Annotated in this window: 19 protein-coding genes; 11 read left to right on the top strand and 8 right to left on the bottom strand. The window is 75.4% G+C overall.

Features of this window, described 5'->3' with window-relative positions; genetic code table 11:
- The first annotated feature begins 69 nt into the window (after positions 1 to 69).
- Together LPA54_RS00915 and LPA54_RS00910 are read left to right on the top strand one after the other, a co-directional pair.
- Positions 70 to 1,683 (top strand): adenosine deaminase, encoded by a 1,614-nt coding sequence (locus tag LPA54_RS00915; protein ID WP_228973258.1) that lies wholly within the window; start codon positions 70 to 72, stop codon positions 1,681 to 1,683.
- A 132-nt stretch (positions 1,684 to 1,815) separates the two neighbouring features.
- Positions 1,816 to 2,064, top strand: a complete 249-nt coding sequence (locus LPA54_RS00910; RefSeq protein WP_228973098.1) for a DUF5133 domain-containing protein — start codon at positions 1,816 to 1,818, stop codon at positions 2,062 to 2,064.
- A 135-nt stretch (positions 2,065 to 2,199) separates the two neighbouring features.
- On the opposite strand, the gene LPA54_RS00905 is transcribed toward LPA54_RS00910, so the two are convergent.
- Positions 2,200 to 2,580: an STAS domain-containing protein gene (locus LPA54_RS00905; protein ID WP_228973097.1), complete on the bottom strand. Its 381-nt coding sequence runs from the start codon at positions 2,578 to 2,580 to the stop codon at positions 2,200 to 2,202.
- Positions 2,581 to 2,700: 120 nt separating this feature from the next.
- On the opposite strand from LPA54_RS00905, the gene LPA54_RS00900 reads away from it, so the two are divergent.
- The 4 genes from LPA54_RS00900 (at position 2,701) to LPA54_RS00885 (ending at position 7,487) form a co-directional block, all read left to right on the top strand.
- On the top strand, positions 2,701 to 3,045 hold the full coding sequence (locus LPA54_RS00900) for a helix-turn-helix domain-containing protein (protein WP_228973096.1): 345 nt from the start codon (positions 2,701 to 2,703) through the stop codon (positions 3,043 to 3,045).
- Between the two features lie 286 nt (positions 3,046 to 3,331).
- Positions 3,332 to 3,586, top strand: coding sequence for an EF-hand domain-containing protein (locus tag LPA54_RS00895; protein WP_228973257.1), 255 nt, complete (start codon positions 3,332 to 3,334; stop codon positions 3,584 to 3,586).
- Positions 3,587 to 3,861: 275 nt separating this feature from the next.
- Positions 3,862 to 6,216 carry an Orn/Lys/Arg decarboxylase N-terminal domain-containing protein gene (locus LPA54_RS00890; protein ID WP_228973095.1) on the top strand — a complete coding sequence of 785 codons (2,355 nt, stop codon included), beginning with the start codon at positions 3,862 to 3,864 and terminating at the stop codon, positions 6,214 to 6,216.
- A gap of 194 nt (positions 6,217 to 6,410) precedes the next feature.
- Positions 6,411 to 7,487 (top strand): GNAT family N-acetyltransferase, encoded by a 1,077-nt coding sequence (locus LPA54_RS00885; protein ID WP_228973094.1) that lies wholly within the window; start codon positions 6,411 to 6,413, stop codon positions 7,485 to 7,487.
- Between the two features lie 244 nt (positions 7,488 to 7,731).
- Here LPA54_RS00885 and LPA54_RS00880 read toward each other — a convergent pair whose 3' ends face one another.
- Both LPA54_RS00880 and LPA54_RS00875 read right to left on the bottom strand, forming a co-directional pair.
- Positions 7,732 to 9,792, bottom strand: a complete 2,061-nt coding sequence (locus tag LPA54_RS00880) for a SpoIIE family protein phosphatase (protein ID WP_228973256.1) — start codon at positions 9,790 to 9,792, stop codon at positions 7,732 to 7,734.
- 519 nt (positions 9,793 to 10,311) lie between these two features.
- Positions 10,312 to 10,698, bottom strand: a complete 387-nt coding sequence (locus LPA54_RS00875; protein WP_228973093.1) for an antibiotic biosynthesis monooxygenase family protein — start codon at positions 10,696 to 10,698, stop codon at positions 10,312 to 10,314.
- A 220-nt stretch (positions 10,699 to 10,918) separates the two neighbouring features.
- Here LPA54_RS00875 and LPA54_RS00870 point away from each other — a divergent pair, with 220 nt between their 5' ends.
- Positions 10,919 to 12,892: a PQQ-binding-like beta-propeller repeat protein gene (locus LPA54_RS00870; RefSeq protein ID WP_228973092.1), complete on the top strand. Its 1,974-nt coding sequence runs from the start codon at positions 10,919 to 10,921 to the stop codon at positions 12,890 to 12,892.
- A gap of 50 nt (positions 12,893 to 12,942) precedes the next feature.
- Here LPA54_RS00870 and LPA54_RS00865 read toward each other — a convergent pair whose 3' ends face one another.
- From LPA54_RS00865 to LPA54_RS00855, 3 genes are all read right to left on the bottom strand, one after another.
- Complete coding sequence (locus LPA54_RS00865) at positions 12,943 to 14,526, bottom strand: GAF domain-containing SpoIIE family protein phosphatase (RefSeq protein WP_228973091.1); 1,584 nt, start codon at positions 14,524 to 14,526, stop codon at positions 12,943 to 12,945.
- Positions 14,523 to 15,104 (bottom strand): methanogen output domain 1-containing protein, encoded by a 582-nt coding sequence (locus LPA54_RS00860; protein WP_228973090.1) that lies wholly within the window; start codon positions 15,102 to 15,104, stop codon positions 14,523 to 14,525. The genes LPA54_RS00865 and LPA54_RS00860 overlap by 4 nt, the downstream gene beginning before the upstream one ends.
- 613 nt (positions 15,105 to 15,717) lie before the next feature.
- Complete coding sequence (locus LPA54_RS00855; RefSeq protein WP_228973089.1) at positions 15,718 to 15,924, bottom strand: hypothetical protein; 207 nt, start codon at positions 15,922 to 15,924, stop codon at positions 15,718 to 15,720.
- A 272-nt stretch (positions 15,925 to 16,196) separates the two neighbouring features.
- Here LPA54_RS00855 and LPA54_RS00850 point away from each other — a divergent pair, with 272 nt between their 5' ends.
- The 4 genes from LPA54_RS00850 to LPA54_RS00835 all read left to right on the top strand — a co-directional run bounded on the left by LPA54_RS00850 (position 16,197) and on the right by LPA54_RS00835 (position 20,239).
- Entirely contained in the window at positions 16,197 to 16,406 is a 210-nt protein-coding gene (locus tag LPA54_RS00850) for a hypothetical protein (protein ID WP_228973088.1), read from the top strand.
- Between the two features lie 185 nt (positions 16,407 to 16,591).
- Positions 16,592 to 18,514 carry a protein-arginine deiminase domain-containing protein gene (locus tag LPA54_RS00845; RefSeq protein ID WP_228973087.1) on the top strand — a complete coding sequence of 641 codons (1,923 nt, stop codon included), beginning with the start codon at positions 16,592 to 16,594 and terminating at the stop codon, positions 18,512 to 18,514.
- Between the two features lie 109 nt (positions 18,515 to 18,623).
- Positions 18,624 to 19,463 (top strand): alpha/beta fold hydrolase, encoded by an 840-nt coding sequence (locus LPA54_RS00840; protein WP_228973086.1) that lies wholly within the window; start codon positions 18,624 to 18,626, stop codon positions 19,461 to 19,463.
- A complete protein-coding gene (locus tag LPA54_RS00835) occupies positions 19,460 to 20,239 on the top strand; it encodes a methyltransferase domain-containing protein (protein ID WP_228973085.1) in 780 nt (259 codons plus the stop codon). The genes LPA54_RS00840 and LPA54_RS00835 overlap by 4 nt, the downstream gene beginning before the upstream one ends.
- A gap of 15 nt (positions 20,240 to 20,254) precedes the next feature.
- Here LPA54_RS00835 and LPA54_RS00830 read toward each other — a convergent pair whose 3' ends face one another.
- Positions 20,255 to 20,701 (bottom strand): Imm63 family immunity protein, encoded by a 447-nt coding sequence (locus tag LPA54_RS00830; RefSeq protein WP_228973084.1) that lies wholly within the window; start codon positions 20,699 to 20,701, stop codon positions 20,255 to 20,257.
- A 313-nt stretch (positions 20,702 to 21,014) separates the two neighbouring features.
- Positions 21,015 to 21,812: a PepSY domain-containing protein gene (locus LPA54_RS00825; protein WP_228973083.1), complete on the bottom strand. Its 798-nt coding sequence runs from the start codon at positions 21,810 to 21,812 to the stop codon at positions 21,015 to 21,017.
- Between the last annotated feature and the right edge of the window lie 8 nt (positions 21,813 to 21,820).

The following is a 21,820-nucleotide window of genomic DNA, read 5'->3' as shown; positions in this document are numbered from 1 at the left end:
GGGGTGACCGACACGCAGCCCCACTCCCCGGACCCGGCGGCGCGGCCCTGGGCACGGACCCCGGCACGCCTGCGGGCGCGCGTGCGGATCCGGGCCCGCACCCTGCTCGCCGCCACGCTCGGCGCCGTCGCCCTGCTCCCCCTGTCGCCGCCGGGCGTCGGCGCCGCCGCGCCGCCCCCGCTCCAGCGCCCGGCGCACGTACGGCCGTTGACGCCCGGGGAGGCGGGGACGCTCCGGTACCTGGTCGCCGTCCGCGACGAGCCGTCGCTCCTGCGCGACTTCTTCCGCCGCCTCCCCAAGGGCGCCGACCTGCACCACCACCTCGCCGGGGCGGTCCGTACCGAGTACCTGCTGCGCCTGGCGGCCGAGGACGGGCTGTGCGTCGACACCACGATGACGGCCCTCCCCCCGCCCTGCGGCCCCGGCACCCGGCCCGCGTCCGACGCGCGCCACGACAGCGCCTTCCGTGACGCGGTCGTACGGGCCTGGTCGATGCAGGACTTCCCGCCGGGCGGCGACGGCCACGGGCACTTCTTCGCCACGTTCGGGAAGTTCGCCGAGGTCGTCCGGCGCCACCGCGGCAAGCAGCTCGCCCAGGTCGCGGACGAGGTCGTCGCGCAGAACCAGTTCGCGCTGGAGACGATGGTCACCCCCGTTCCCGAGGGCGCGGAGGAACTCGCCGCCCGCACCGGCTGGGACGGCGACCCCGCGCGGACGCACCGCCGGCTCCTGGCGGGCGGCGGGCTGGACGCGCTGGTCGCCGCGGCGCGCGCGGAAGCCGACGAGGCCGACGCCGAGTTCCGCGCGGAGGCCCGCTGCGCGACACGCCGGCCCGCACCGGGCTGCCGTCTGCCGGTCCGCTGGATCGCACACGTCCTGAGGGGCGGCCCGCCCGCTCTGGTCTTCACCCAGATGGCCCTGGGGATGCGCCTGGCGGAGAGCGATCCGCGTTTCGTCGCGGTCAACCTCGTCCAACCCGAGGACGGGGACGTCGCCCTGCGCGACCACGACCTCCATCTGCGGATGCTCGCCCACCTGCGCGGCGCCTACCCGGGCGCGCACCTCACCCTGCACGCCGGCGAGCTGTGGCCGGGCCTGGTCGACCCCCGGCACCTGCGCTCACACATCCGGCAGGCCGTCACCGTGGCCCGCGCCGAACGCGTCGGCCACGGCGTCGACCTCCGCCACGAGGACGACTGGCGGGACACCGCCCGGACGATGGCCGCGCGGGAGGTCGCCGTCGAGATCCCCTTCACCAGCAACGCCCAGATTCTCGGCGTGCGCGGGGCGGACCACCCCTTCGCGACGTACCGGCGCTTCGGCGTGCCCGTCGTCCTCGCCACCGACGACCCGGGCGTCAGCCGCACCGACATCAGCCGCGAGTACCAGTACGCCGCCGAGACGTACGGCCTGTCGTACCCGGAGCTGAAGGACCTGGCGCGCGCCTCCCTGGAGTACGCCTTCCTCCCCGGCCGGAGCCTCTGGCGCGGCAATCCCACTCGTGACGGCTACCACCGCGTCCCCGCCTGCGGCGCCTCGCGGCCGGGCGGGGCGCAGCCGGCGGACGCGTGCCGGGCCCTGCTCGCCGCGAGCCCCAAGGCGGCGGTTCAGTGGCGCCAGGAGGTGGCCTTCCACCGCTTCGAGTCCCTCGCCCGTACGAGCGCCCGGGTCCCGGCGGCGTGAGGTCCGCCCTGCCCGGCCGCCGGCCCGGAGGGGAGCCGGTACGCCCTTCCGTGAGGTTCCGGCGGGGAATCCGGCATGGTCGTGTGAACTCGGGGTAGGCGGGCGACACTGGCCATCGATGAAGGGCTGCCCGTGCTCACACCTGCTCCTCAGTACCTGCGTACCCTGCTCGCCCGCTACGCGGACCTGCGCATCGCTCAGAGCCGCGGTGAGAAGGGACTCCAGCACCGCTTGGACGACGTGGTCTACACCCTGTGCGTCGCCACCGGCACCACGTGCGTCGAGGACGCCCTGGCCGCCGCGGACGCCATGCTGGCCTCGCAGGCGCTCGGGTCCGGGCAGCCCGCCCTCGCGGCGGAAGGCGCCGAGCTCGCGGCCTGAGGCCCGAACGCGTCACGTCACCCCGACCCGCCCTCCGGACCGGCCGCGCCGGTGCCGGCCGGGGCGGGTCGGCGTCTCACCGGGCGGAGCGGGGGCGTTTCACGGCGCAGGGTGGGGGCGGTTCGGGCGGGCGGGTCAGTCGAAGAGGCCGTCCGCGCCCGTCAGCTGGAGCAGGCGGTCGACGACCGGACTGCTGGAGCGGATGACGACCGTCTTGCCCTGTTCGAGGGCCTGCCGGCGCAGGCCGAGCAGGGCGTTGAGGCCGGAGCAGTCCACGAACCGTACGGCGCCCAGGTCGAGGTCGATGCCCTGGGCGGAGTCCCGCAGCGTCGCGCACAGGTCGTCGCCGATCCGCCCGTCAGCGCTCAGGTCGAGTTCCCCGGTCACGGCGACCCTGACGCGCTCCCCCTCCGCGCGGACGTCGGCCGTGGCCAGGCGGGGTCCACCCGCCGCCGGGCCGGCGCTCACCGCCGGTCTGCCCTCCCCGGCGGGCGCACGGTAAGCATCCTCGGGCATGCCACGTCTCTCCCTCGCGTCCGTCTCCAGGCTTCCCCTTCTGCCCACAGACGTCAACAGATACACGAAATCTTATACGTGCTTTTGAATGCGTGAAGGTCTTCTCGTTAAGGTAGGCGCATGGACGGAGTACCAGAGCCGCACACAGGATGGACTTTCCTCACCAACCACGCCCGGGTCCTCGCGGCCATCGCCGACGACCACACCACCCGGATCCGCGACATCGCCGCGCACTGCCGCCTCACCGAGCGCGCGGTCCAGAAGATCATCGCCGATCTCGAACGGGACGGGTACCTCTCGCACACGCGCGAGGGGCGCAGCAACACCTACCGGATCGATCCGAGCAAGGTGCTCCGCCACCCGGCGGAGGCCGGGCTCACCGTGGCGTCACTCCTCTCCCTCCTCGTGCAGGACGAGAGCCACCGCACCACGCCCGGCGCCGCTCGCCAACCGGCGCCCCGCTGAGCCCGAGCACCATGGACGCGTCACCTCGCCACGCCACGTCGCGTCGCGTCACCCGGGGACGTCTCCGGGCGGCCCCGCGAGGCCGGCGCGCGGCCCGTCCTCTCCCCTGGCCGTGGGCCTCGCCGACGCGGGCCTGCCGACCGGCCCGCGACCCGCGCGGACCGGTCGTCGCGCGGCCGGTACCGGCCGGTCGTCGGACGGTGGGAACCGGTGGCGGTCCGGCGGCGTTCTCGTCCGTGGGCGGGGCCGCCGCCCGCTCGGGGACACGACGGACGGGGACGACGTGATCAGTGACAAGGCGAGGAAACTGTTCGAGGCGTTGGACCTCGACCAGGACGGGACCCTGACCCGCGAAGAGGTGATCACCGCGCTGCGGGTGAAGGGCCCGTCCCTCGCCGCCTCCGGAGACCTGCCGTTCTGGGGCCTGGGCAACGCCGACGCCTCCTCCGCGCTCTTCGACAGCGCCGACCAGAACGGCGACGCTGTGCTGACGCTGGAGGAGTTCGCCGCGGTGGTCGACCGCCGCTTCGGCTGGCGCTGAGCCCCGACGAGGCCGCCCGGGGTGGGCGGCGCCGGGTCGAAACGGGCCCTGCCCGGCCCGGCCCCGTCCTCCCCGTGGCGTCATGGAGGCCCGGCCGGCCTCTCCCCCGGTCGGAGCGGGACACGGTCCCGGTGGGACGCCCGCCGGGGCCGGTCGCGCCCTGCCGCCCGGTCGTTGCGCCCTGCGGGTGACTCCCGCCCCGTCGCGGCCCGTGCGCGGCGGCCGCCTGCCCAGACTGGGCCCGAGGCGGCACGGGCCGCCGCGAAGGGAGCCGCATGGCGGACAGTCGAGTTCTGGTGGCGGTACGGGAGCATCCGAAGGACGAGGGCGCCGGGGCCAAGCAGTTGGTCCGCATCCGCGAGGCGATCGAGGAACGGGGGTTCGACGTCCGGTGGGCGGTCGACGTCACCGACGCCGAGGCGGTGCTGCGCACGGAGGCCGGGCTCACGGCGGCGCTCGTCGCGTGGGAGCTGCCCGGCCGGCTCGGCGCCGACGGCGAACCGGGCGGTGCCGCGGTACTGCGCTCCCTCGGCCGGCGCTACCGCGACCTGCCGGTCTTCCTCGTCATGAACGGCGACGGCGTGCGCGACCTTCCGCTGTGGGTGTCGGAGTCGGTCGTCGGATACGTGTGGCCGCTGGAGGACACCCCCGGGTTCATCGGAGGCCGGATCGCCACCGCCGCCCGGACGTACCGGGAGACGATCCTGCCGCCCTTCTTCCGGGCGCTGCGCCACTTCGACGACGCGCACGAGTACTCGTGGCACACGCCGGCGCACTCCGGCGGGGTCGCCCTGCTGAAGTCGCCCGTCGGCCGCGCCTTCCACGACTACTTCGGGGAGCGGCTGCTGCGCAGTGACCTGTCGATCTCCGTCGAGGCGCTCGGTTCGCTGTTCGAGCACACCGGGCCGATCGGCGCGGCCGAGCGCAACGCCGCCCGGGTCTTCGGCGCCGACCTCACCTACTTCGTGCTGCACGGCGACTCCACCTGCAACCGCGTGGTCGGCCACTTCAGCGCCACCCGCGACGAGATCGCACTGGTGGACCGCAACTGCCACAAGTCGGTGCTGCACGGACTGGTCGTCTCCGGCGCGCGCCCGGTCTACCTCGTCCCCACCCGCAACGGCTACGGTCTGGCCGGACCCCTGCCTCCCGCGGAGTTGGACGCGGAGTCCGTCGCGGCCCGGATCGCCGCCAACCCGCTGACCGCGGAGGCCGTTTCGGCGCGGGCCCAGTACGCGGTGTTCACCAACTCCACCTACGACGGCCTGTGCTACGACGCCCCGACCACCGCCCGGGCGTTCGCCGCGAGCACGCCCCGGCTCCACTTCGACGAGGCGTGGTTCGCGTACGCCCGCTTCCACCCGCTGTACGCGGGCCGGTACGGGATGTCCGTGGACGAGGACGCCTTCCCCGGCCCCGACCGGCCGACGGTCTTCTCCACCCAGTCCACGCACAAGCTGCTGGCGGCGCTCTCGCAGAGCGCGATGGTCCACGTCAGGCCCGCCCCGAGGGCGCCCGTCGAACACGACCGGTTCAACGAGGCGCTGATGATGCACGGCACCACCTCGCCGCTGTACCCGATGATCGCCTCGCTGGACGTGGCGACCGCGATGATGGACGGGCCGCAGGGCCGCTGGCTGATCGACGAGGCGGTGACGGAGGCCGTCAGGTTCCGCCAGGAGATGGTGCGCATCGGCCGCCGCATCGAGAGCGCCGGCGACCGGCCGCCGTGGTTCTTCGGCGTGTGGCAGCCCCCGACCGTCACCGACCCGGGCTCCGGTGAGCGGCTGCCGTTCGACGAGGCCCCCACCGACCTGCTGCGCACCGAGCCGTCCTGCTGGCACCTGGAGCCCGGCGCCGACTGGCACGGCTTCCCGGGGCTGGCCGACGGGTACTGCATGCTCGACCCGATCAAGGTGACCCTGACCTGCCCGGGCATCGACGCCACCGGGAGGACCGCCGAGTGGGGCATCCCGGCGCGGGTGCTCACCGCGTACCTCGCCACCCGCAACATCGTGGTGGAGAAGACCGACAGCTACACCACGCTCGTGCTGTTCTCCATGGGCATCACCAAGGGCAAGTGGGGCACCCTCCTCGACGCGCTGACCGACTTCAAGTCCCTCTTCGACGCGGACGCGGAGGTCGACCGCGTCCTGCCCGCGCTCGTCGCCGAACACCCGCGGCGCTACGCCGGCCAGACGCTGCGCGGGCTCTGCCGGGACATGCACGAGCACCTGCGCTCCGCCCGCCTCGTCGACCTGCTGGACAACGCCTTCCGGGAGCTGCCCGAGCCGGTCGCCCCACCCCAGCGGTGCTACCAGCGGCTGATCCGCGGCGGCACGCACCGGGTACGGCTGGCCGACGCGGCGGGGCAGGTGGCCGCCGCCATGGTCACCGTCACCCCTCCCGGCATCCCCGTCCTCATGCCCGGCGAGAGCGTCGGCTCGCCCGACGGGCCGCTGCTGCGGTACCTGACCGCGCTGGAGACGTTCGACCGGCGCTTCCCCGGCTTCCGCAGCGAGACCCACGGGGTGACCCGCGACCCGGAGACCGGTGACTACCTCATCGAGTGCCTCCGGCCGACGGGACAGGAGGAGACGGACGCCGCCGCTCCGCCGCGGCACGTGTGACCCGGGCGGCGGCGAGGGCCCGCCGAGGGCCGCCCGGGACGAACCGCGGGGCGGCGCGGCGCTCCGCGGCGGGACGGCGCGCGGCCGGTGCTCCCCTGCCGTGGGACGAGGGGGAACCCTTCTGCCGTGGGCCGATCGGGGCCGGGGGAAAAGGAGTCGGCCCGACCGGCGGGGTGCGGCCTAGGCTGGCCGGCATGGGGACGATGGGTGCGGTGGACGTCGACGCGGCGGTCTCTCTGGCCGCCGCCGCGCTGTGCGAGGTGGCCGACCGGGACTGGTCGGTGCCGGCGGTGGGGCTGGAGTGGAGCTGCCACGACACGGTGGTGCACCTCGCGCAGGACTTCGCGGGGTACGCCGCCCAGGTGGCGGGCCGGGTGACCGACGGGTACGTGCCGTTCGAGGTCGTGCCCGAGCCGGGTACCGGCCCGGACGGCCTGGTGCGTCTGGTGGAGGCGACCGGTGGGCTGCTGGCCGCGGCCGTGTCCCGGGCGCCGCGGGAGCTGCGCGCCTGGCACCCGTACGGATGCGCGGGCGGCGACGGCTTCGCCGCGATGGGCGTCGTCGAGGCGCTGCTGCACACGCGGGACGTCGTCGCGGCCCTGGGCCTCCCGCACTGGCGGCCACCCGGGCAGGTGTGCGCCGACGCCCTGGAACGCCTCTTCCCGCAGGCGCCGCGGGACAGCGACCCGTGGCGGACGCTGCTGTGGGCCACCGGCCGGGGCGGGCTCGACGGCCTGCCGAGGCTGGGCGCCTGGCGGTGGTACGCCGACCCGGTCCGCTCGGCGGGGCTCGTCCTGTGCGAGCTGTCACCGGGTTTCGCGGCCGATCTGCACAGGGGTGGAGAGGGCGGCTTCGCCTGGGCGGAGGGCGGCCCAGAGGAGGGGACCCGGTTCGCCGGGGGCCTGGTCGAGGAGGCGTATGGGGCGGGCGCGTACCGGCCGGGTTGGGGCGTGTACGTCATGGTCCGGGCCTCCGACGGGCGCGCGGTGGGAGGCATCGGCTTCCATGCCGCGCCGGACGCGGAGGGCGCGGTGGAGATCGGGTACGACGTCGTGGAGTCGGCGCGCGGCCGCGACCACGCCACGGAGGCGCTGCGCGCGCTGGCCGCGTGGGCGTTCCGCCACCCGGAGGCGCGGGTGCTGCGCGCCACCGTCGAACACGGCAACGCCGCCTCGCACACCGTCGTCGGGCGGGCCGGTTTCCGGCCCGTCGGCTCCGCCGGGGGGAACGTCCACTACGAGCTGCGGCGCGGCGGGCTCCGGACGGGGTGACCCGCTCGGCCGGGACGCCTGTGCGGGCGCGGTGAACGCGCCGGAAGCGGGCGGGCATGACCCGGGAGGGCCGGGGTACCCGGACGGGGACCCGAGTCGGCGTCGACGCCCCCCCCGACCGGCGCCGGGCACCCGGCCCCGCCACCCCTTCCTGTCCCGGTGGCGGGGCCGCCTTCCGTCCGGGCCCCTCCCGGCGCGGTCCCGCCGAGGTCCGCCGAGGTCCCGGCGCGGTCCCGGCGGGACGTCAGGGCGCCGGCGGTTCCGTGCGGAGCAGGAGCATGGCGATGTCGTCGGTGTACCGGCCCGACGTCCACGCGTGGCGGATCAGGCCGTCGATGAGCAGGTCGGGGTCCTGCGAGGCGTGTGCGGCCAGGTACCGGGCGAGGTCGGCGGTGACGCGGTCGGGGTCGGCTCCCGGCACCTCGGTCAGACCGTCGGTGTGGAAGGCCAGCGTCGTGCCCGGGGTGAGCACCAGGTCGGTGACGGCGCAGGTCAGCTCGGCGTCGACGCCGAGCAGCGGGGCCGGGTCGAGGGGCACCGGTCCGGGTGGCCGCCCCGGCTGGTACAGCAGCGGCGGCGGGTGCCCCGCGCCGGCGAGGGCGGCCCGCCCCCGGGCGAGGTCGATGTGCGCGTACAGGCACGACACCAGCAGATCGGTCTCCAGGTCGGCGAGGACCCGGTTCGTGCGCGCGAGGACCTCGTCGGGCGCGGCACCGGCGGTGGCGTGGATGGCCGTGCGGACCTGCCCCATGAGCGCCGCGGCGGCGACGTTGTGGCCCTGGACGTCGCCGATGACGGCCGCGACCGTGGTGGAGTCGAGGCGGATGACGTCGTAGAAGTCGCCACCGACGTTCATGCCGTGGCTCGCCGGGAGGTAGCGGGCGGCGATCCGCAGCCCCGCGACCGTGGGCAGGCTCCGCGGGAGCAGCGCCTGCTGGAGGCCGTGCGCGAGGTCGTGCACGGCGTCGTAGAGGCGGGCGCGGTCCAGGGCCTGGGCGATCAGTCCGGCCAGCGAGGTGAGCACGGCCCGCTCGTCGGCGGTGAAGGAGCGCGGGTGGTCGTAGGAGAGGATGCAGCAGCCCACGGGGCGCCCGGAGATGACCAGCGGGAGGAAGGCCCACGCCTGCTTGCCGCTGATCTGCGGGGCCCTCGGGTAGCCGTGCGCCATCTCCGCGGGGTCGGTGAAGAAGGAGGGCACCCCGGTGGCGAGGACCTGTCCGGCGGGGGTGAGGTCCGTGTCGAGCGGCAGCCCGTCGAGGCGCTCGATCACCCCGGGGTCGTAGCCGTGGTGGCCGGTGATCCGCAGCCGGCCCGCGTCGGCGGCGGACAGCACCAGGCCGTCGGCGTCGAAGGCGGGCAGGATCTGCTGGGCGACCAGGTCGACGACGTCGCGGACGGCGACGGTCTCGGTCAGGGCGGCCGCCAGGTGCAGCAGCTGGTAGAGCCGCCCCACCTGGACGGCGCCGGGGGCGGCGGTGGCGGGGGTGCCGGTGGGCCCGGGGGCGGTCGGCGCCGATGCGGGAGCGGTCGGCGCGGGTGGGGCGGCGGGAGCGGGGGACGCGGCCGGGCCGGGGCAGGGGGGCCCGGTCCCCTCGGGCGGGGCGGCGCGGGTGACGCGGACGCTGATGCCGCTGGCGTCCGGGTGGAGCTCGAAGCGCAGGTGCGTGTCCGGGGGGCGCAGCGTGGTGAAGGCCACGGGGTCGCGGCTGATCACGGCGGTGCGGTAGTGGTCCTCAGCGGAGGTGGCGTCGAGCCAGGGCAGCGACTGCCAGGGCCGGGTCCCGCGCAGCCGGTCGGCGTCGCGGCCGAGGAGCGCCGCGGCGGTCGAGTCGAGGAAGGTGATCCGGCCTTCCAGGTCCAGTGCCACGGCCCCTTCGGGGAGGCGTTCCAGGTAGTCGGCGGCGGCGTGGTGGGACGGGACGCCCGCGGGGTCGCCGGCGACCGGGATGAGGCGGGGCCGCGCCGACGCGGCGGGTGGGGCGGGGGCCTCGTCCAGCGTGCGGGCGATGCGCCGGGCGGCGGCGGTGATGTGCCCCCGCTCGCGGCGGGTGGCGACCTCCGGGTGGCTCGCGGGCCACAGCAGGAGCAGAGCGCCCCAGCAGCGGGCCCGGCCGGGCAGCGGGGCCGCCGCCAGGGCGAACCGGTACGGCAGCCCGGCGGCGGCGCGCGGGTAGGCACGGACCATGTCGTCCTGGGACGCCACCCAGACCAGGCGGTCCTCCCGGACGGCGTCGGCGACGGGGAACGGGGCGGCCACGGCCATCCGGCCCCACGGCAGCGCCACTTCCACGGGCACCCCGCACATCACCGCCAGCTCCAGCGTCCGAGCCGGCTCGTCCAGGAGGTAGACGCCCCCGGCGGAGGCCCCGGTACGGCGTACGGTGTCGGCGAGCGCCCCGTCCAGCAGCCCGGCGGCGACGGGCTCCTCACCCCGCGGACACACCACGGCCCCCTGCCGCACCGCCGGGCGGCCGCACACGCCGACGCCCGGCGGGCCGCACGGTCCGCCGGTGCGCGTCGGCGCCCCGGCGACCCGTAACGAGCCCGGCGGGGAGGCTCCCGGACCGGGCGGCACACCCGTCACCCATACCAGGACAATACGCTCATCGCGCTACCCCTGCGACGCCCCCTCACGCGCCCGCGGGCTCCCCCGGCCCGGGCGCGGGCCCCCCGGTCCCGCCGCCCGGCCGCCGCCCCCCTTGCCGTACGCCACCGCTCCCCCATGGCGGCGGCCGCCCGCGTCCGCGGCGGAGCGACAGCGGCCCGGCCCGGCCCGGCCCGTCGATCGTTCGGTCGGCCGGCCGGTCGGGGCAGGCCGAGTCGGTCAGGTGGGGTCGGTCAGGCCGTCGGGCCGCGACGTGACGGCGCGGAACTCCACGGCGACGTCGTAGAGGCCGGCGCTCGACGCGATGGGGGTGGTCGCGTCGTCGCGCGCGGCCTCGGTGCGTTCCCTGAAGAGCGTGTCGGCGGTGGCCGCCTCCCACGCCTCCTGGCTCTCCCAGTGCGCCACGTTGACCAGTTGGAAGCGGTTCTCCGACGAACGGGCCCGGTGCAGGCGGGAGTCGAGGAATCCCGGCTTGGCACTCATGAGGGCCGCCCGCTCCTCCCAGCGGGCCACGAAGGCGTCCAGGTGCTCGGCTGTTATCTCGAAGACGTTGATGAACGTGACGGAAGTTCCCGGCGCGGTCACCGACGGGTTGTCTAAGGCCATGGGTCGACTCTATAGCCGTCCCGTCCCGGCGCCTCCGACACCCCGAACGGCACCGCTGACGGCACCGTCCGGGGCGGCCGGGGGCGGTCGGGGAGGGTCCGCACCAAGATCGTCACAATAGGGCGGGGGGACGGCGCGACAGCGCCGCCGGTCCCGGGCCCCGGCCGTACGTCCGCCCCGGCACCACCGCCCCCTGGTGACGACTTCTCCTGGAGGACCTGTGAAACCTCGCTGGCTCGTACCGCTCCTCGCGGCACTGCTCGCGGTCCTGTCCCCGACGGCGCCCGCGCACGCGGCGTCCGCCGCCGACTGCGGCGGGACGGGGGTGGAACGCTTCGGCCCGGCCTCGGTCTCCGGGGCGATAGTCGGCGCCGTCGTGCACGAGGGCCGCGGCTACGTGGTGACGCGCGGCCAGACCCCGCCCGTCGTCGCCGAGTACGACCTCACGACCCGGAAGGTCGTGCGCCAGGTGCCCCTCGGCGGTTGGCCGGGCAGCGTCGCGCCCGAGGGCGCGTGGGCCACCGTCGTCTCGGGCGGCCAGATCTACATCGGCACCTACCCGGCGCCGCTCCTCTACCGCTTCGACCCGGCCACGGGCACGGTGCGGTACCTGAAGACGCTCGGCGCGGCCAGGGGCACCATCTGGAGCCTCGCCGCGGCGCCGGACGGGAAGATCTACGCCGGCACCAACCCCGACGGGCGGGTGTGGGAGTACGACCCCGCCGGCGGGGCCACCAGGAGCTGGTCGCTCGCCACCGGGGAGCACCACGTCCGTGCCGTGGCCGCCGACGCGACCACCGTCTACGCCGGCCTGCTCGACACGAAGCGGCTGCTCGCCGTCAACCGGACCACGGGAGCGGTGCGCGTGCTGGCGCAGGGTGAGACGGGGTTCTCCACGGTCTCCCTCGGCCGCACCCGGCTGCGCGCCGGCAGCGGCTCCACCCTGTACGACATGAAGACCGACGGCAGCGACGTCCGGACGGTGTCCCTCGGCCGCAACTCGGCGGACTCGATCGGCGTCGCCGCGGACTACACCGCGTACATCTCCACCCGCCCGGCCGGCCACGTCTTCTCCTACCGCACCGGGGACACGGCACCGACGCTGGTGGGCACGGGCAAGCCGCAGGACGAGACCCGGCACCTCGCCGTCGGCGGCACCACGCTGACCGGCTTCGCCGGCAGCGGTGGCGTGTGGACCATGGACCTGGCGACCGGCGCGTCCGCGCACACCGACCTGATCAAGGCCGGACTCTCGGTGGGCGCCGAGCGCCCGCACTCCATCCTTCGCCACCCCGACGGCACCGTGTGGGTGGGCGGCCACTTCAAGATCACCGTGCATGATCCCGCCGCCCGCACCTCGCGGAGCATCTGGGTGCCGGGCGAGCCGAAGGCCATGGCCCGCGTCGGCGAGCGCGTCTACGCGGCCCTGTACCCGAGCGGCGAGATCCTGGAAATCGACCCGCGCGACGAGGACCGGGTACGGTCCCTCGGCGCCTTGGGGCACGGCCAGCAGCGCCCCTGGGACATGGAGTACGACCCCGTCACCGGCAAGCTGCTGGTCGCGTCCGTGCCGCCCGGGGCGAACCTGAAGGGCGCGCTGACCGTCGTCGACCCGGTGGCGCGCACGATGAAGGTGTTCGTCGACGTCATCCGCGACCAGGGGCTGACGACCCTGAGCGCCGGCCCCGGCGGCGTCGTGTACGTCGGCGGTGACGTCCTCGGCGGCGGTACGGCCGCCGCCACCCGGAGCACGGCCGCCGTCGCCGCCTTCGACCTGGCCACCGAGAAGGTGCTCTGGGAGGTCGAGCCCCTGCCGGGCAACCGGACACTGCAGGACGTCAAGGTCCACGACGGCCTGCTCTACGGGGTGCTCAAGCGCGACGCCGGCTGGTTCGTTATGGACCTGAGGACCCGTGAGGTCCTGCGCCACGGCGCCCTGTCCGGCTACGGCGAGATCGAGGTGCACCAGGGCCAGGTGGTCGCTTCGACCTACTTCGCCGGCGGAAACGTCCATCTGCTGGGCCCTGGCCTCGCGGAGCCCAGGACGCTCGCGACGGGCCTCGGCGACGAGTGGCACACCGACCCGCAGCTCGCGTTCGAACCGGTCGGCTGGCGCGCCTGGACGCTCGTCGGACGGGACCTCGCCCGCCTGCGCCTCGACCCGGCGTGCGCGCCGCCGCTGCTCGGTTCCTGACCGCACGGCCGGAGGGGGGTGAGGGGCGGGGGTCGCGCGACCCCCGCCCCTCACCCCCCTCCGGCCGGACCGGGCGGGAAGCGGACGGTCAGCAGCGCCCGGTCGTCGGGCATGTCGGAGTCGGGCTGCTGGTGCAGGAGCCGGTCGCAGGCGCCCCGGGCGTCGAGGCCGGCGGTCGCGCGGGCGGCCCGGGCGAGGCGTTCGAGCCCCACGTCGAGGCTCTCGCCGCGCCGTTCGATGAGGCCGTCGGTGTAGAACAGCAGCGTGGCGTCGGCCGGGATGGTGACCTCGGCCTGCGGGTACTCCGTGAACGGCACGGGGCCGAGCGGCGGGGCCAGCGCCCCCTCCAGGTACCGGGTGGTGCCGTCCGCGCCGATCAGCAGGGGCGGCGGGTGCCCCGCCTTGGTGTAGCGCAGGGTCCGGGTGGGGCGGTGGTAGGCGGCGTAGCAGGCGGTCGCCATGCGGCCCTCGTGGTACGTGCCGAGGAAGTCGTTGAGCTCCGCCATGATCGTCGGTGGGTGCTCGCCGTGTCGGCGGGCGATGCTGCGCAGCACGGTGTTGATCTGCGCCATCGCGGTGGCCTCGGCGATGCCGTGGCCGGCGACGTCGCCGATGGTGAAGCCGACGGTGTCGTCGTCGACGAGGTGGACGTCGTACCAGTCGCCGCCGACGTCGACCATGTGCGTGCCGGGGGCGTAGCCGCTGGCGATGTCGAGGTCGGGGACGTCCGGGAGGCGGGGCAGGAGGCTGCGCTGGAGCCGTTCGGCGAGGCGGTGTTCGTGCTCGAAGAGGCCCGCGCGGCGGAGGGCCTGGGCGATCTGCTGGGCGATCGCGGTGCTGTGGTCGGCGTCGGGTTCGGTGTCGGGCTCGTAGTGGACGGCGAGGCTCCCCAGGTGGATGCCCTCCGTCTCCAGGGGGACGCGGCGGGCCGTCGCGGGCAGGGGCGGGCCGGGCGGGGCGTGGGACCGCTCGTCGAGGTCGATCCAGCGCGTGGTCGCGGTCGGGAGGGTGTCGGTGGGCCCCAGGGCCGGCACGATGCGCCGCACGTGCAGCTCCAGGCCCACCTCCCGGGCGTCGAGCGCCGCCGGCGCGCACCGGTGGACGGCTTCGCACACGTCGGTGAGGTCGCCGCTGGCGGCGAGAGCGGCGGTGAGCCGGTACAGGCGCTGCATCCGGGCGCGGGCGGCGGTCTCGGTGCGCAGCAGCCGGTCGCGCTCCTCCGCGATCGCGTGCCGGTAGGCCAGTTGCTGGTGCATGAGGGTGACGCGCTGGCTCAGGGCCACGAACCGGTCGCTGACGTCGAGGCGCGCGAGGTGGATCTGGACCGCGGGTTCCCCGCCGCGCCACCAGGTGGCTCGGGCGCCGTGGCACCGCAGGCGTACGGGCGGGCCGCTGCCGCCGCGCACGGTCATGACGCCGGGCAGGGGGGATCCGCTCCGCAGCCACTGCCCGAGCCGCGCGGCCACCTCGTCGGCGTCGGTCACCAGCTCCAGCAGTTGCGCGCCGGGGCGCAGGCCGTCGACCGTGCGGTGGGTCGCGGCGTTGGCCGCGAGGACCCGCCCCGAGGCGGTGCACACCATGACGGCGTGGGGCAGCGGCCGGGTGACGGCCTGGAACACGGACAGGTCCATCATCCGCCCGCCGTGGAGGGGGCGGCGCCGCCGGGCGCGCCGAGTGCACCGCCGGTCCAGGTCGCCCCGGCGCCGCCGGGCGCCACCGTGGTCCGTACGTCGCCGAAGTACTCGCGACCGGGTTCGTCCAACACGTCGAGGTCGGGGCGCAGGTGCACGACGACGCGGCAGCCGGAGCTGCCGCGGGCGATGGTCTCCTCCAGGTCGACCCGCGCGTACCCGAGGTTCTGCGCGGCGATGGTGCCGAAGACGTTGGACGTCATCATGCACATGGACTCGCGGCCGAGCACCTTCTCCGCGAACGGGCAGCTGCGGCTGCCGAGGACGATCTTCTCGTCGTCCTGCGAGATGACGAAGAAGTCGCCCTCGATGCGCAGTTTGAGGTCCACCAGCACGTCGGCCACCTGCTCGCGGGAGAGCCGCGGTACCGCGAGCGCCCTGGTGTACGCTTCGTTGATCTGCGAGCCGACCGACTGGCCGACGAGGCTGATGTAGCCCGACGCCTCCTCCAGTCCGACCACGGACTCCAGGGAACTGGCCAGCTCCCTGATGAGGCCACGCATGAAAACGTCGCGGTCCAACGCGACATCGGATTCGTTCGCCGACTTCAGGGCCGCCCCCTTCCGTACGCAGTGGAGCACCGTGCGGCCTGCCGGCGCGTACACGACTCCGGGCGCGGCCGCCCGGGTTCGTGACCCCGTCCCTTCGAGCATAGGGCGCGCTCACAGGTTGTCGAAGCTTCGCTTCCACCACCATCCGGACATGGGACAATGCCTCCCGCCGGTCCGGCACCGGCCCCATGAGCGCCTCCGAACGCGCCCGTTCCCACCACTCCCACCACCGTGGCTCCCCCCCCCGCCCCCGTAAGCGGGGCGACCGCCGCGAGGGGTCGGCCCGGGCCCGCCGGGGCCGGTCCGCGCTCCCCCGGCGGTGCTCGCCGACGGGACCCGCCCGGTGAGGGTTCGTCGGGTACGGTCCCGTGACCGCCTGCCGGCGGGACGGCCGGCCGGGCCGGGCCGCTCCCGGACGCGGTCGATGGCGCTCGGCGGTCATGACGGTGCCCCCTCCCCACGGCCGCGAGACGGGGGGCCTGCTCGCAGCCGTGGGGAAGGGGCACTCGGCACGCCCCGCGCCGCGGGTACACGCGGTCGGACGGGCGCTCGCCCGCGGGGGCCTCGTGACGGACGGCCGCCCTCAGGCGGCGTGGCGGCCGTGACCGCGCGTCCGCGCCGCGCCCGGCTCCCGCGAGTGGACCAGGCGCAGGTGGCCGCGGCGGGCGTGGCGAGGCGGGGCGGGCGGGGCCGAGCTCGTCGGCGGGGCCAGGATGCGGTCCTCGTACCGGCCGAGCAGCACGACGGCGAGGAGGAGGAAGGGCGGCAGCAGGATGCCAAGGACGAACACGGTGTCTCCCGTTGGGAAATGGGTGGTGCCATCCGGGTTGCCGGGGTCCCCGGGACCATGGCCGCAAGTCTGTGAAGGTGTTGTGACCGATACGGCGCGCGGTCGGGGCTCGCGCGCCCGGGGCGCACACCTCCCGTCACGGTCCGCGGGGCGGGTTCGCGGGGTGCGGTGGGTAGAGCTGCGGGGTGAGACCCTCATGGATCGTTCAAAGCAGAAACGAATCGCCCTTCCGGGAGGCACCCGCCTTGAGCGCGGGGTTGCCCCGCCCGCCCGTGAACACGATGGCGGTGGACGTGCACCCGTGGGAGCTGCGCGTGGGAGACGTCGTCCCCTTCTCCGACCACGTGGGTCGGCCCGTCATCGACATACGAGCGGTGAGCCTGGGCCAGCGGGCCCGGTGCCTGACGTTCGCGGACCTGCCGCCGGTGACCGTGCACGGCCGCATCCGCGTCTACCGCAGGTGTGAGCTCCGGGTCGCCTGACCCGCGCGTGCCCCCGGCCACGGCCGCCGGGGGCACCCCGTACCGATGCCGCCCGCCCCGCGCGGCGGCCCCGGCCCCTCGCCAATCGGCCAACGGTCGGCAAAATCCGCCACACAGGCAACGCCACGCGTCTCCATCGACTCTTGCCGGTCGTCAGACCGCCACTTTTCACGATGGGACGCACGGTGGTTACGAGCAACGCGAGACGAGTGACCCTCGCCCTCACCGCAATAGGTGCCGTACTGGCGCCCACGACACCGGCGTTCGCCGCGCCGGCACCGCCCCGGGTGGACCTGCGGGCGGACGTCGACCGGGACGGCCGCGTCGACGTCACAGGGACGACCGACACGGCCGGCGAGGACGGCTGGACCGCCGACCGCGGCGCCGTGTTCCTCCCCAACATCGACGACGACACCAAGCGCTGCCCCACGGCCGGCCCCGGCGGGCGGCCCCTGTCCGACGCCGCGCTCGCCGCCTGCAACGACGCGGCCGACGCGGTCGTCAACGGCAACGCCGACGCCACCGACCTCGCGCGGGTCCGCTCCGTACCGATGGCGAACCTCCCCGCGAGCGCGAGCGGCACGCTGACCGTCCGAGCCGGCGCCAAGAACACCCGGGTCTTCGTCAAGCGGGGCTCCGGCTGGACCCTCGTCACCGGCAAGACCCGGCTGACCGGCGCGGAGCTGCGCGCCGGCGTGGAGTTCGGCGTGGAGGCCACCGACGTCGTCCGCGACGCGAAGGCGTGGGGAGGGCGCACCGTGCTCCGCCTCGCGGTGACGGTGCCCGGCGGCCAGGGCGGCACCGACGACATCACCCTGCGCGTCGCGCCGCTGCTCACCCACCACCACCTCCAGGCCGCTCAGCAGCTGATGGTGACGAAGGTGTCGGGCAAGGAGGACTACGCGCGCCGCCAGCAGGCGTTCGTCGCCGGCCTCGCCCAGGAGGTGAAGTCCGCCGGGATCGCACCGCCCCTCCTCACGTTCGACAAGTACCAGGACGTCTGGGCGCAGGACTTCGTCGAGCCCGGGTACGTGAGCATGCCCGCCGCGGACGGCCGGCGGCAGGTCATCCGCGTCATGCTGCGCTCGGCGCAGCCGGACCGGGAGGCGGGCCGCGAGCTGTTCGAGAAGCTGCGCGGCCGGGGTGTCGGCGTGGTGCAGGTGTCCGGGGTCCGCGACTCCGAGGAGTGGACCCTCAACTCCATGGGCAACCTCGAGACCATCCCCCCGTACGCCCACGGCGGCCGGTCGTTCCCCGCCGGGCGCATCATCATGGGGGAGCGCAAGGACTACGGCTCCAAGCCCGCGCAGGCCATGCGGACGCTGCTGGCCTCCCAGGGCATGCAGGACCCGCTGCTGCTGGACACGTCGTGGCTGCACGTCGGCCACGTCGACGAGTTCGTGCAGTTCCTGCCGGCCGCCACCCCCCGCGGGTGGAAGATCGGCCTCGCCGACCCCGAGGCGGGGCTGAAGCTGCTGCGTGACGCGCAGAAGGCCGGGCACGGCAAGGTCCGGATGTTCTCGGTGCCCGGGACGAAGGACACGCCCGGGCCCAGGGAGACCATCGACCAGGCCCTGGCCTCCCGGTGGCTCGTCGCCGACAACACCCTGGCCGCGCAGCGGATCAAGGCGAACCTCGCGATCCTGCAGCGCGAGACGGGCGTCACGGACGCCGAGGTCGTGCGGATACCGGCCCTGTACACGCGCGGTACCGAGGTGGACGCGGCGCCCGGGGACCGGGTGCCGCGCCTGACACGGCTCGGCGCCGACCAGGTGCCGCGGGCGGTCAGCGAGTACGGACAGCAGCAGGAGCTGACGCGCCGCACGGACCGCGCCAGGACCGCGGACACCGTGATGACCAGCGCGTACGTGCCCGGCGCCGTCAACGGCATCCTGCTCGCCCGGGACCGCTACCTGGCGCCCCGCCAGTGGGGCCCGGTCATCGGCGGCAGGGACGTCTTCACCGACGCCGTGACCGCCGCCTACACGACGGTCGGCATGCGGGTGTCGTACATAGACGACTGGTACACCTACCACCTCGGCATGGGCGAGGTGCACTGCGGGACGAACACCCTGCGCAGCACCTCCGACGCCTGGTGGAGGCGCTGAGCGAGAGCGCACCACGGGGCAGTCCGGGCGCGGTCCGCGCGCCCGGGCTGCCCCCCCCCTCATCGAAATGGGCGGGCCGCCGGCGGGTGCCTCGACTACAGTCCGCCGGATGCCTCTCTCTCATGATCTTTCCGGCCGGTCCCCCGCCGGCGGCACCGACGTCGTGCTGTTGCACTCGTCGGTGTGCGACCGGCGCATGTGGGACCCGCTGGTGCCGGTGCTGGCCGACGCCGGCCACCGCGTGGTCCGGTGCGACTTCCGCGGGTTCGGTGGCACCCCCGTCGCCGAAGGACCCTACGACGACGCGGCGGACGTCGAGGCGCTGCTCGACCGGCTGGGCGTCGAGCGGTTCGCGCTGGTCGGGGCGTCGTACGGCGGGCAGGTCGCCCTGCGGATCGCCGCCCGCAGGCGGGACGCGGTCACCGCGCTGGTGCTGCTGTGCTCCGCTGCGCCCGACCACGAGCCGGGGCCCGAGCTGCTCGCCTTCGACGCGCGCGAGGAGGCGCTGTTCGCGGCCGGTGACCTCGCCGGTGCCGTGGAGCTCAACGTGGCGACCTGGCTCGGTCCGGAGGCCGACGACGGCGTCCGGGCGCGGGTGCGGGACATGCAGCGCCACGCGTTCGAGGTGCAGTCGGCCGCGGCCGAGGAGCACGCGCCGGATGGGCCGGCGGCCGAGGAGCACGCGCCGGACGAGCCGGAGGTCGACCTGTCGCGGATCGGGGCGCCGTGCCTGGCCGTCTCCGGCGCCCACGACCTGGCGGACTTCCGGGAGATCGCGCGGAGCATGCCCGAACGCGTGCCCGGCGCCCGCCACGTGGAGCTCCCCTGGGCCGGCCACCTGCCGAGCCTGGAGCGTCCCGCGGAGGTCGGCGCCCTGCTCACCGACTTCCTCCGCGTGGCGGTGCCGGAGGGCCGAGGCGGGTCCGGCGGGGCCATGACGGGGCGGTGACGCGTACGTACGAGGAGCTCGTCGGCGAGGCGGAGTCGGCCCCCGTCGAGGGCTGGGACTTCTCCTGGCTCCGGGGGCGCGCGACGGAGGAACGCCCCTCGTGGGGGTACCAGCGGCAGATGGCCCGGCGCCTCGCCGGCGCGTCAGCCGCCCTGGACGTCCAGACCGGCGGCGGGGAGGTACCGGCCGGTGCGCTGCCCGGCGAGCCGGGGGCCCGTCCGCCGGTGATGGTCGCCACCGAGTCGTGGCCCCCGGACGTCGCCGGAGCCACCCGGCTGCTGCACCCGCGGGGCGTGGTCGTCGTCGCCGATCCCGTCGAGCCCCCGCTGCCCTTCGCGGACGGGGCGTTCGACCTCGTGACCAGCAGGCACCCGGCCACCGTGCGGTGGTCGGAGATCGCCCGCGTCCTGCGGCCCGGCGGTACGTACTCCGCCCAGCACGTCGGGCCCGCCAGCGTGTGGGAGCTGGTCGAGTTCTTCCTGGGGGCGCGGCCCGAGGCGCGCCGCGAACGCCACCCCGACGACGAGGCGGCCGGGGCGCGCGCCGCGGGACTGGAGGTGGTCGACGTGCGCTGCGAGCGGCTGCGCGTGGAGTTCCTCGACGTCGGCGCGGTCGTCTGCTTCCTGCGGAAGGTCATCCGGACGGTCCCCGGCTTCACCGTCGCGCGGTACGGCGACCGGCTCCGCGAGCTCCACGAACGGATCCGGGCGGACGGCCCGTTCGTCGCCCACTCCTCCAGGACCCTCATCGAGGCCCGCAGGCCCTCCGACGGCTGAGCCCCGCCCGCAGACCTATGTGCCCGGCGGCAGTCCGGGCACGAGGCGGATGTCGTCCGGGTCGCGGAACGAGGCGATCAGGTCGGCTCTCCGGCGGTGTGCCCAGGCGGGGCGCAGGGTGTGCAGCAGGGCGAACTGACGCCGCCAGAGCGTCACCCGGAAGGGCTCCCCGTCCTGCGGCCGGCTCCGGGCCCAGACGGCTGCGGCCTCGAAGGTGGCGTCCTGGAAGGCCCAGTAGAGGACGTCCTCGGGGTCGTGGGTGACGCGTTCCAGGACCTTCCGGCCGCGCTCGTAGGCGAGGTAGCGCAGCTCTCCGTCGGCGCCGACCTCGACGAACGGGTAGGCCCCGTCGCAGGGCGTGAAGCCCGGCAGACGGCCGGGCGCGATGCCGGCGAGCCGGCCCAGCCGGGCCATCTCGTCCTCCAGGTACCCGCGTGTCGCGGCCCGCTCGTCGTCGGTCATGTCCGTCCACTTCACCGCTCCCCCGCCGCGCTCGCGCGCGCCGCTTTCGGCGACGGCGGGCGGCGGGTCGCCGCCAGCCTTCCCCAGGCCGGGGCCCGGCCGCAACCGCGACCGAGCCGACCGGCGGGACGGCCGTGTCGGCATGGCGGTGTGGCGGTGTGGCGGTGTGGCGGTCTGGTGGTGTGGCGGTGCGACCGGGTGCGCCCGGCCGGTCCAGCCCGGGAGCGCGGTCCGGCCGGGCCGCCCCCGGGGGGTGCGGTCCGGCCGGGCGCCGGCCTGCCGTATGCGGGCGGCCATGCGGACGCTGAGGCCGTCAGTCCTCCGAGCCGGGCGCGTCGTCGTCCGAGCCGGACGGGCGCGAGGAGTCCGCCGGCGCGGCCGCCTTGCTCGCCGGGGCCGTCCTGGCGTCGACCCGCGCCTCCTTCTCGGCGCCGTCGGCGGTGCGGAGCTCGACCTCCCAGGTGCCGTCGTCGTCGAAGCCGACACCGGTGACCTTGGTGCCGGGGTGTGCCTTGAGGGCCTCGGCGCTCGCCTGGGCGGCGTTCACCCCGGCCGAGCGCAGCGCGGCGCGCTCCGCGCGGTCGTCGTCGGCCCGGTCGTCGTCCGCGTCGTCGCCGGGCCGGTCGTCGTCGGGTGTCACGGTCGCCTTGGCGGCGTCCACCCGCAGGTCGTGCTCACGGCCGTCCTTGCCCAGCACCTCGACGTCCCAGTGGGTCCCGTCGTCGTCCAGCTCGGCCGAGGCGACCACGCCGGGCGCGGACTTCAGCGTGGCGGCGATGGCCTGGGCGGCGGTGACGGAGCCCGTCGGGGCCGCCTGGACGTGGTCGCGGTCGTCGTCGCGGTCCTCGCCCCGGTCGTCACCGCGGCCGTCCTTGTCGTCGTCGGCCCTGTCCTCCGCCTTGTCGTCCGCCTTGTCGTCCGGCGTCCCGCCCGCCTCGTCGTCGGCCTCGTCGGCGTCGTCGGCTCCGCCACCGACGTGGTCGTCCACCACGGCCGCCGCCGTCCGCAGGGACGGCGTCGTGTCGCCGGTGGCCGCGGCCACCGCCGTGTACGTGCCGCCGCCGACCAGGGCGGCCGCCGTCAGTGTGGCGATGACGAGATTGCGCTTCATGGGTGTTC

The sequence above is a fragment of the Streptomyces sp. DH12 genome, from assembly GCF_020873895.1.
Classification (GTDB): domain Bacteria; phylum Actinomycetota; class Actinomycetes; order Streptomycetales; family Streptomycetaceae; genus Streptomyces.
This window is presented reverse-complemented; position numbering and strand designations above follow the sequence as displayed.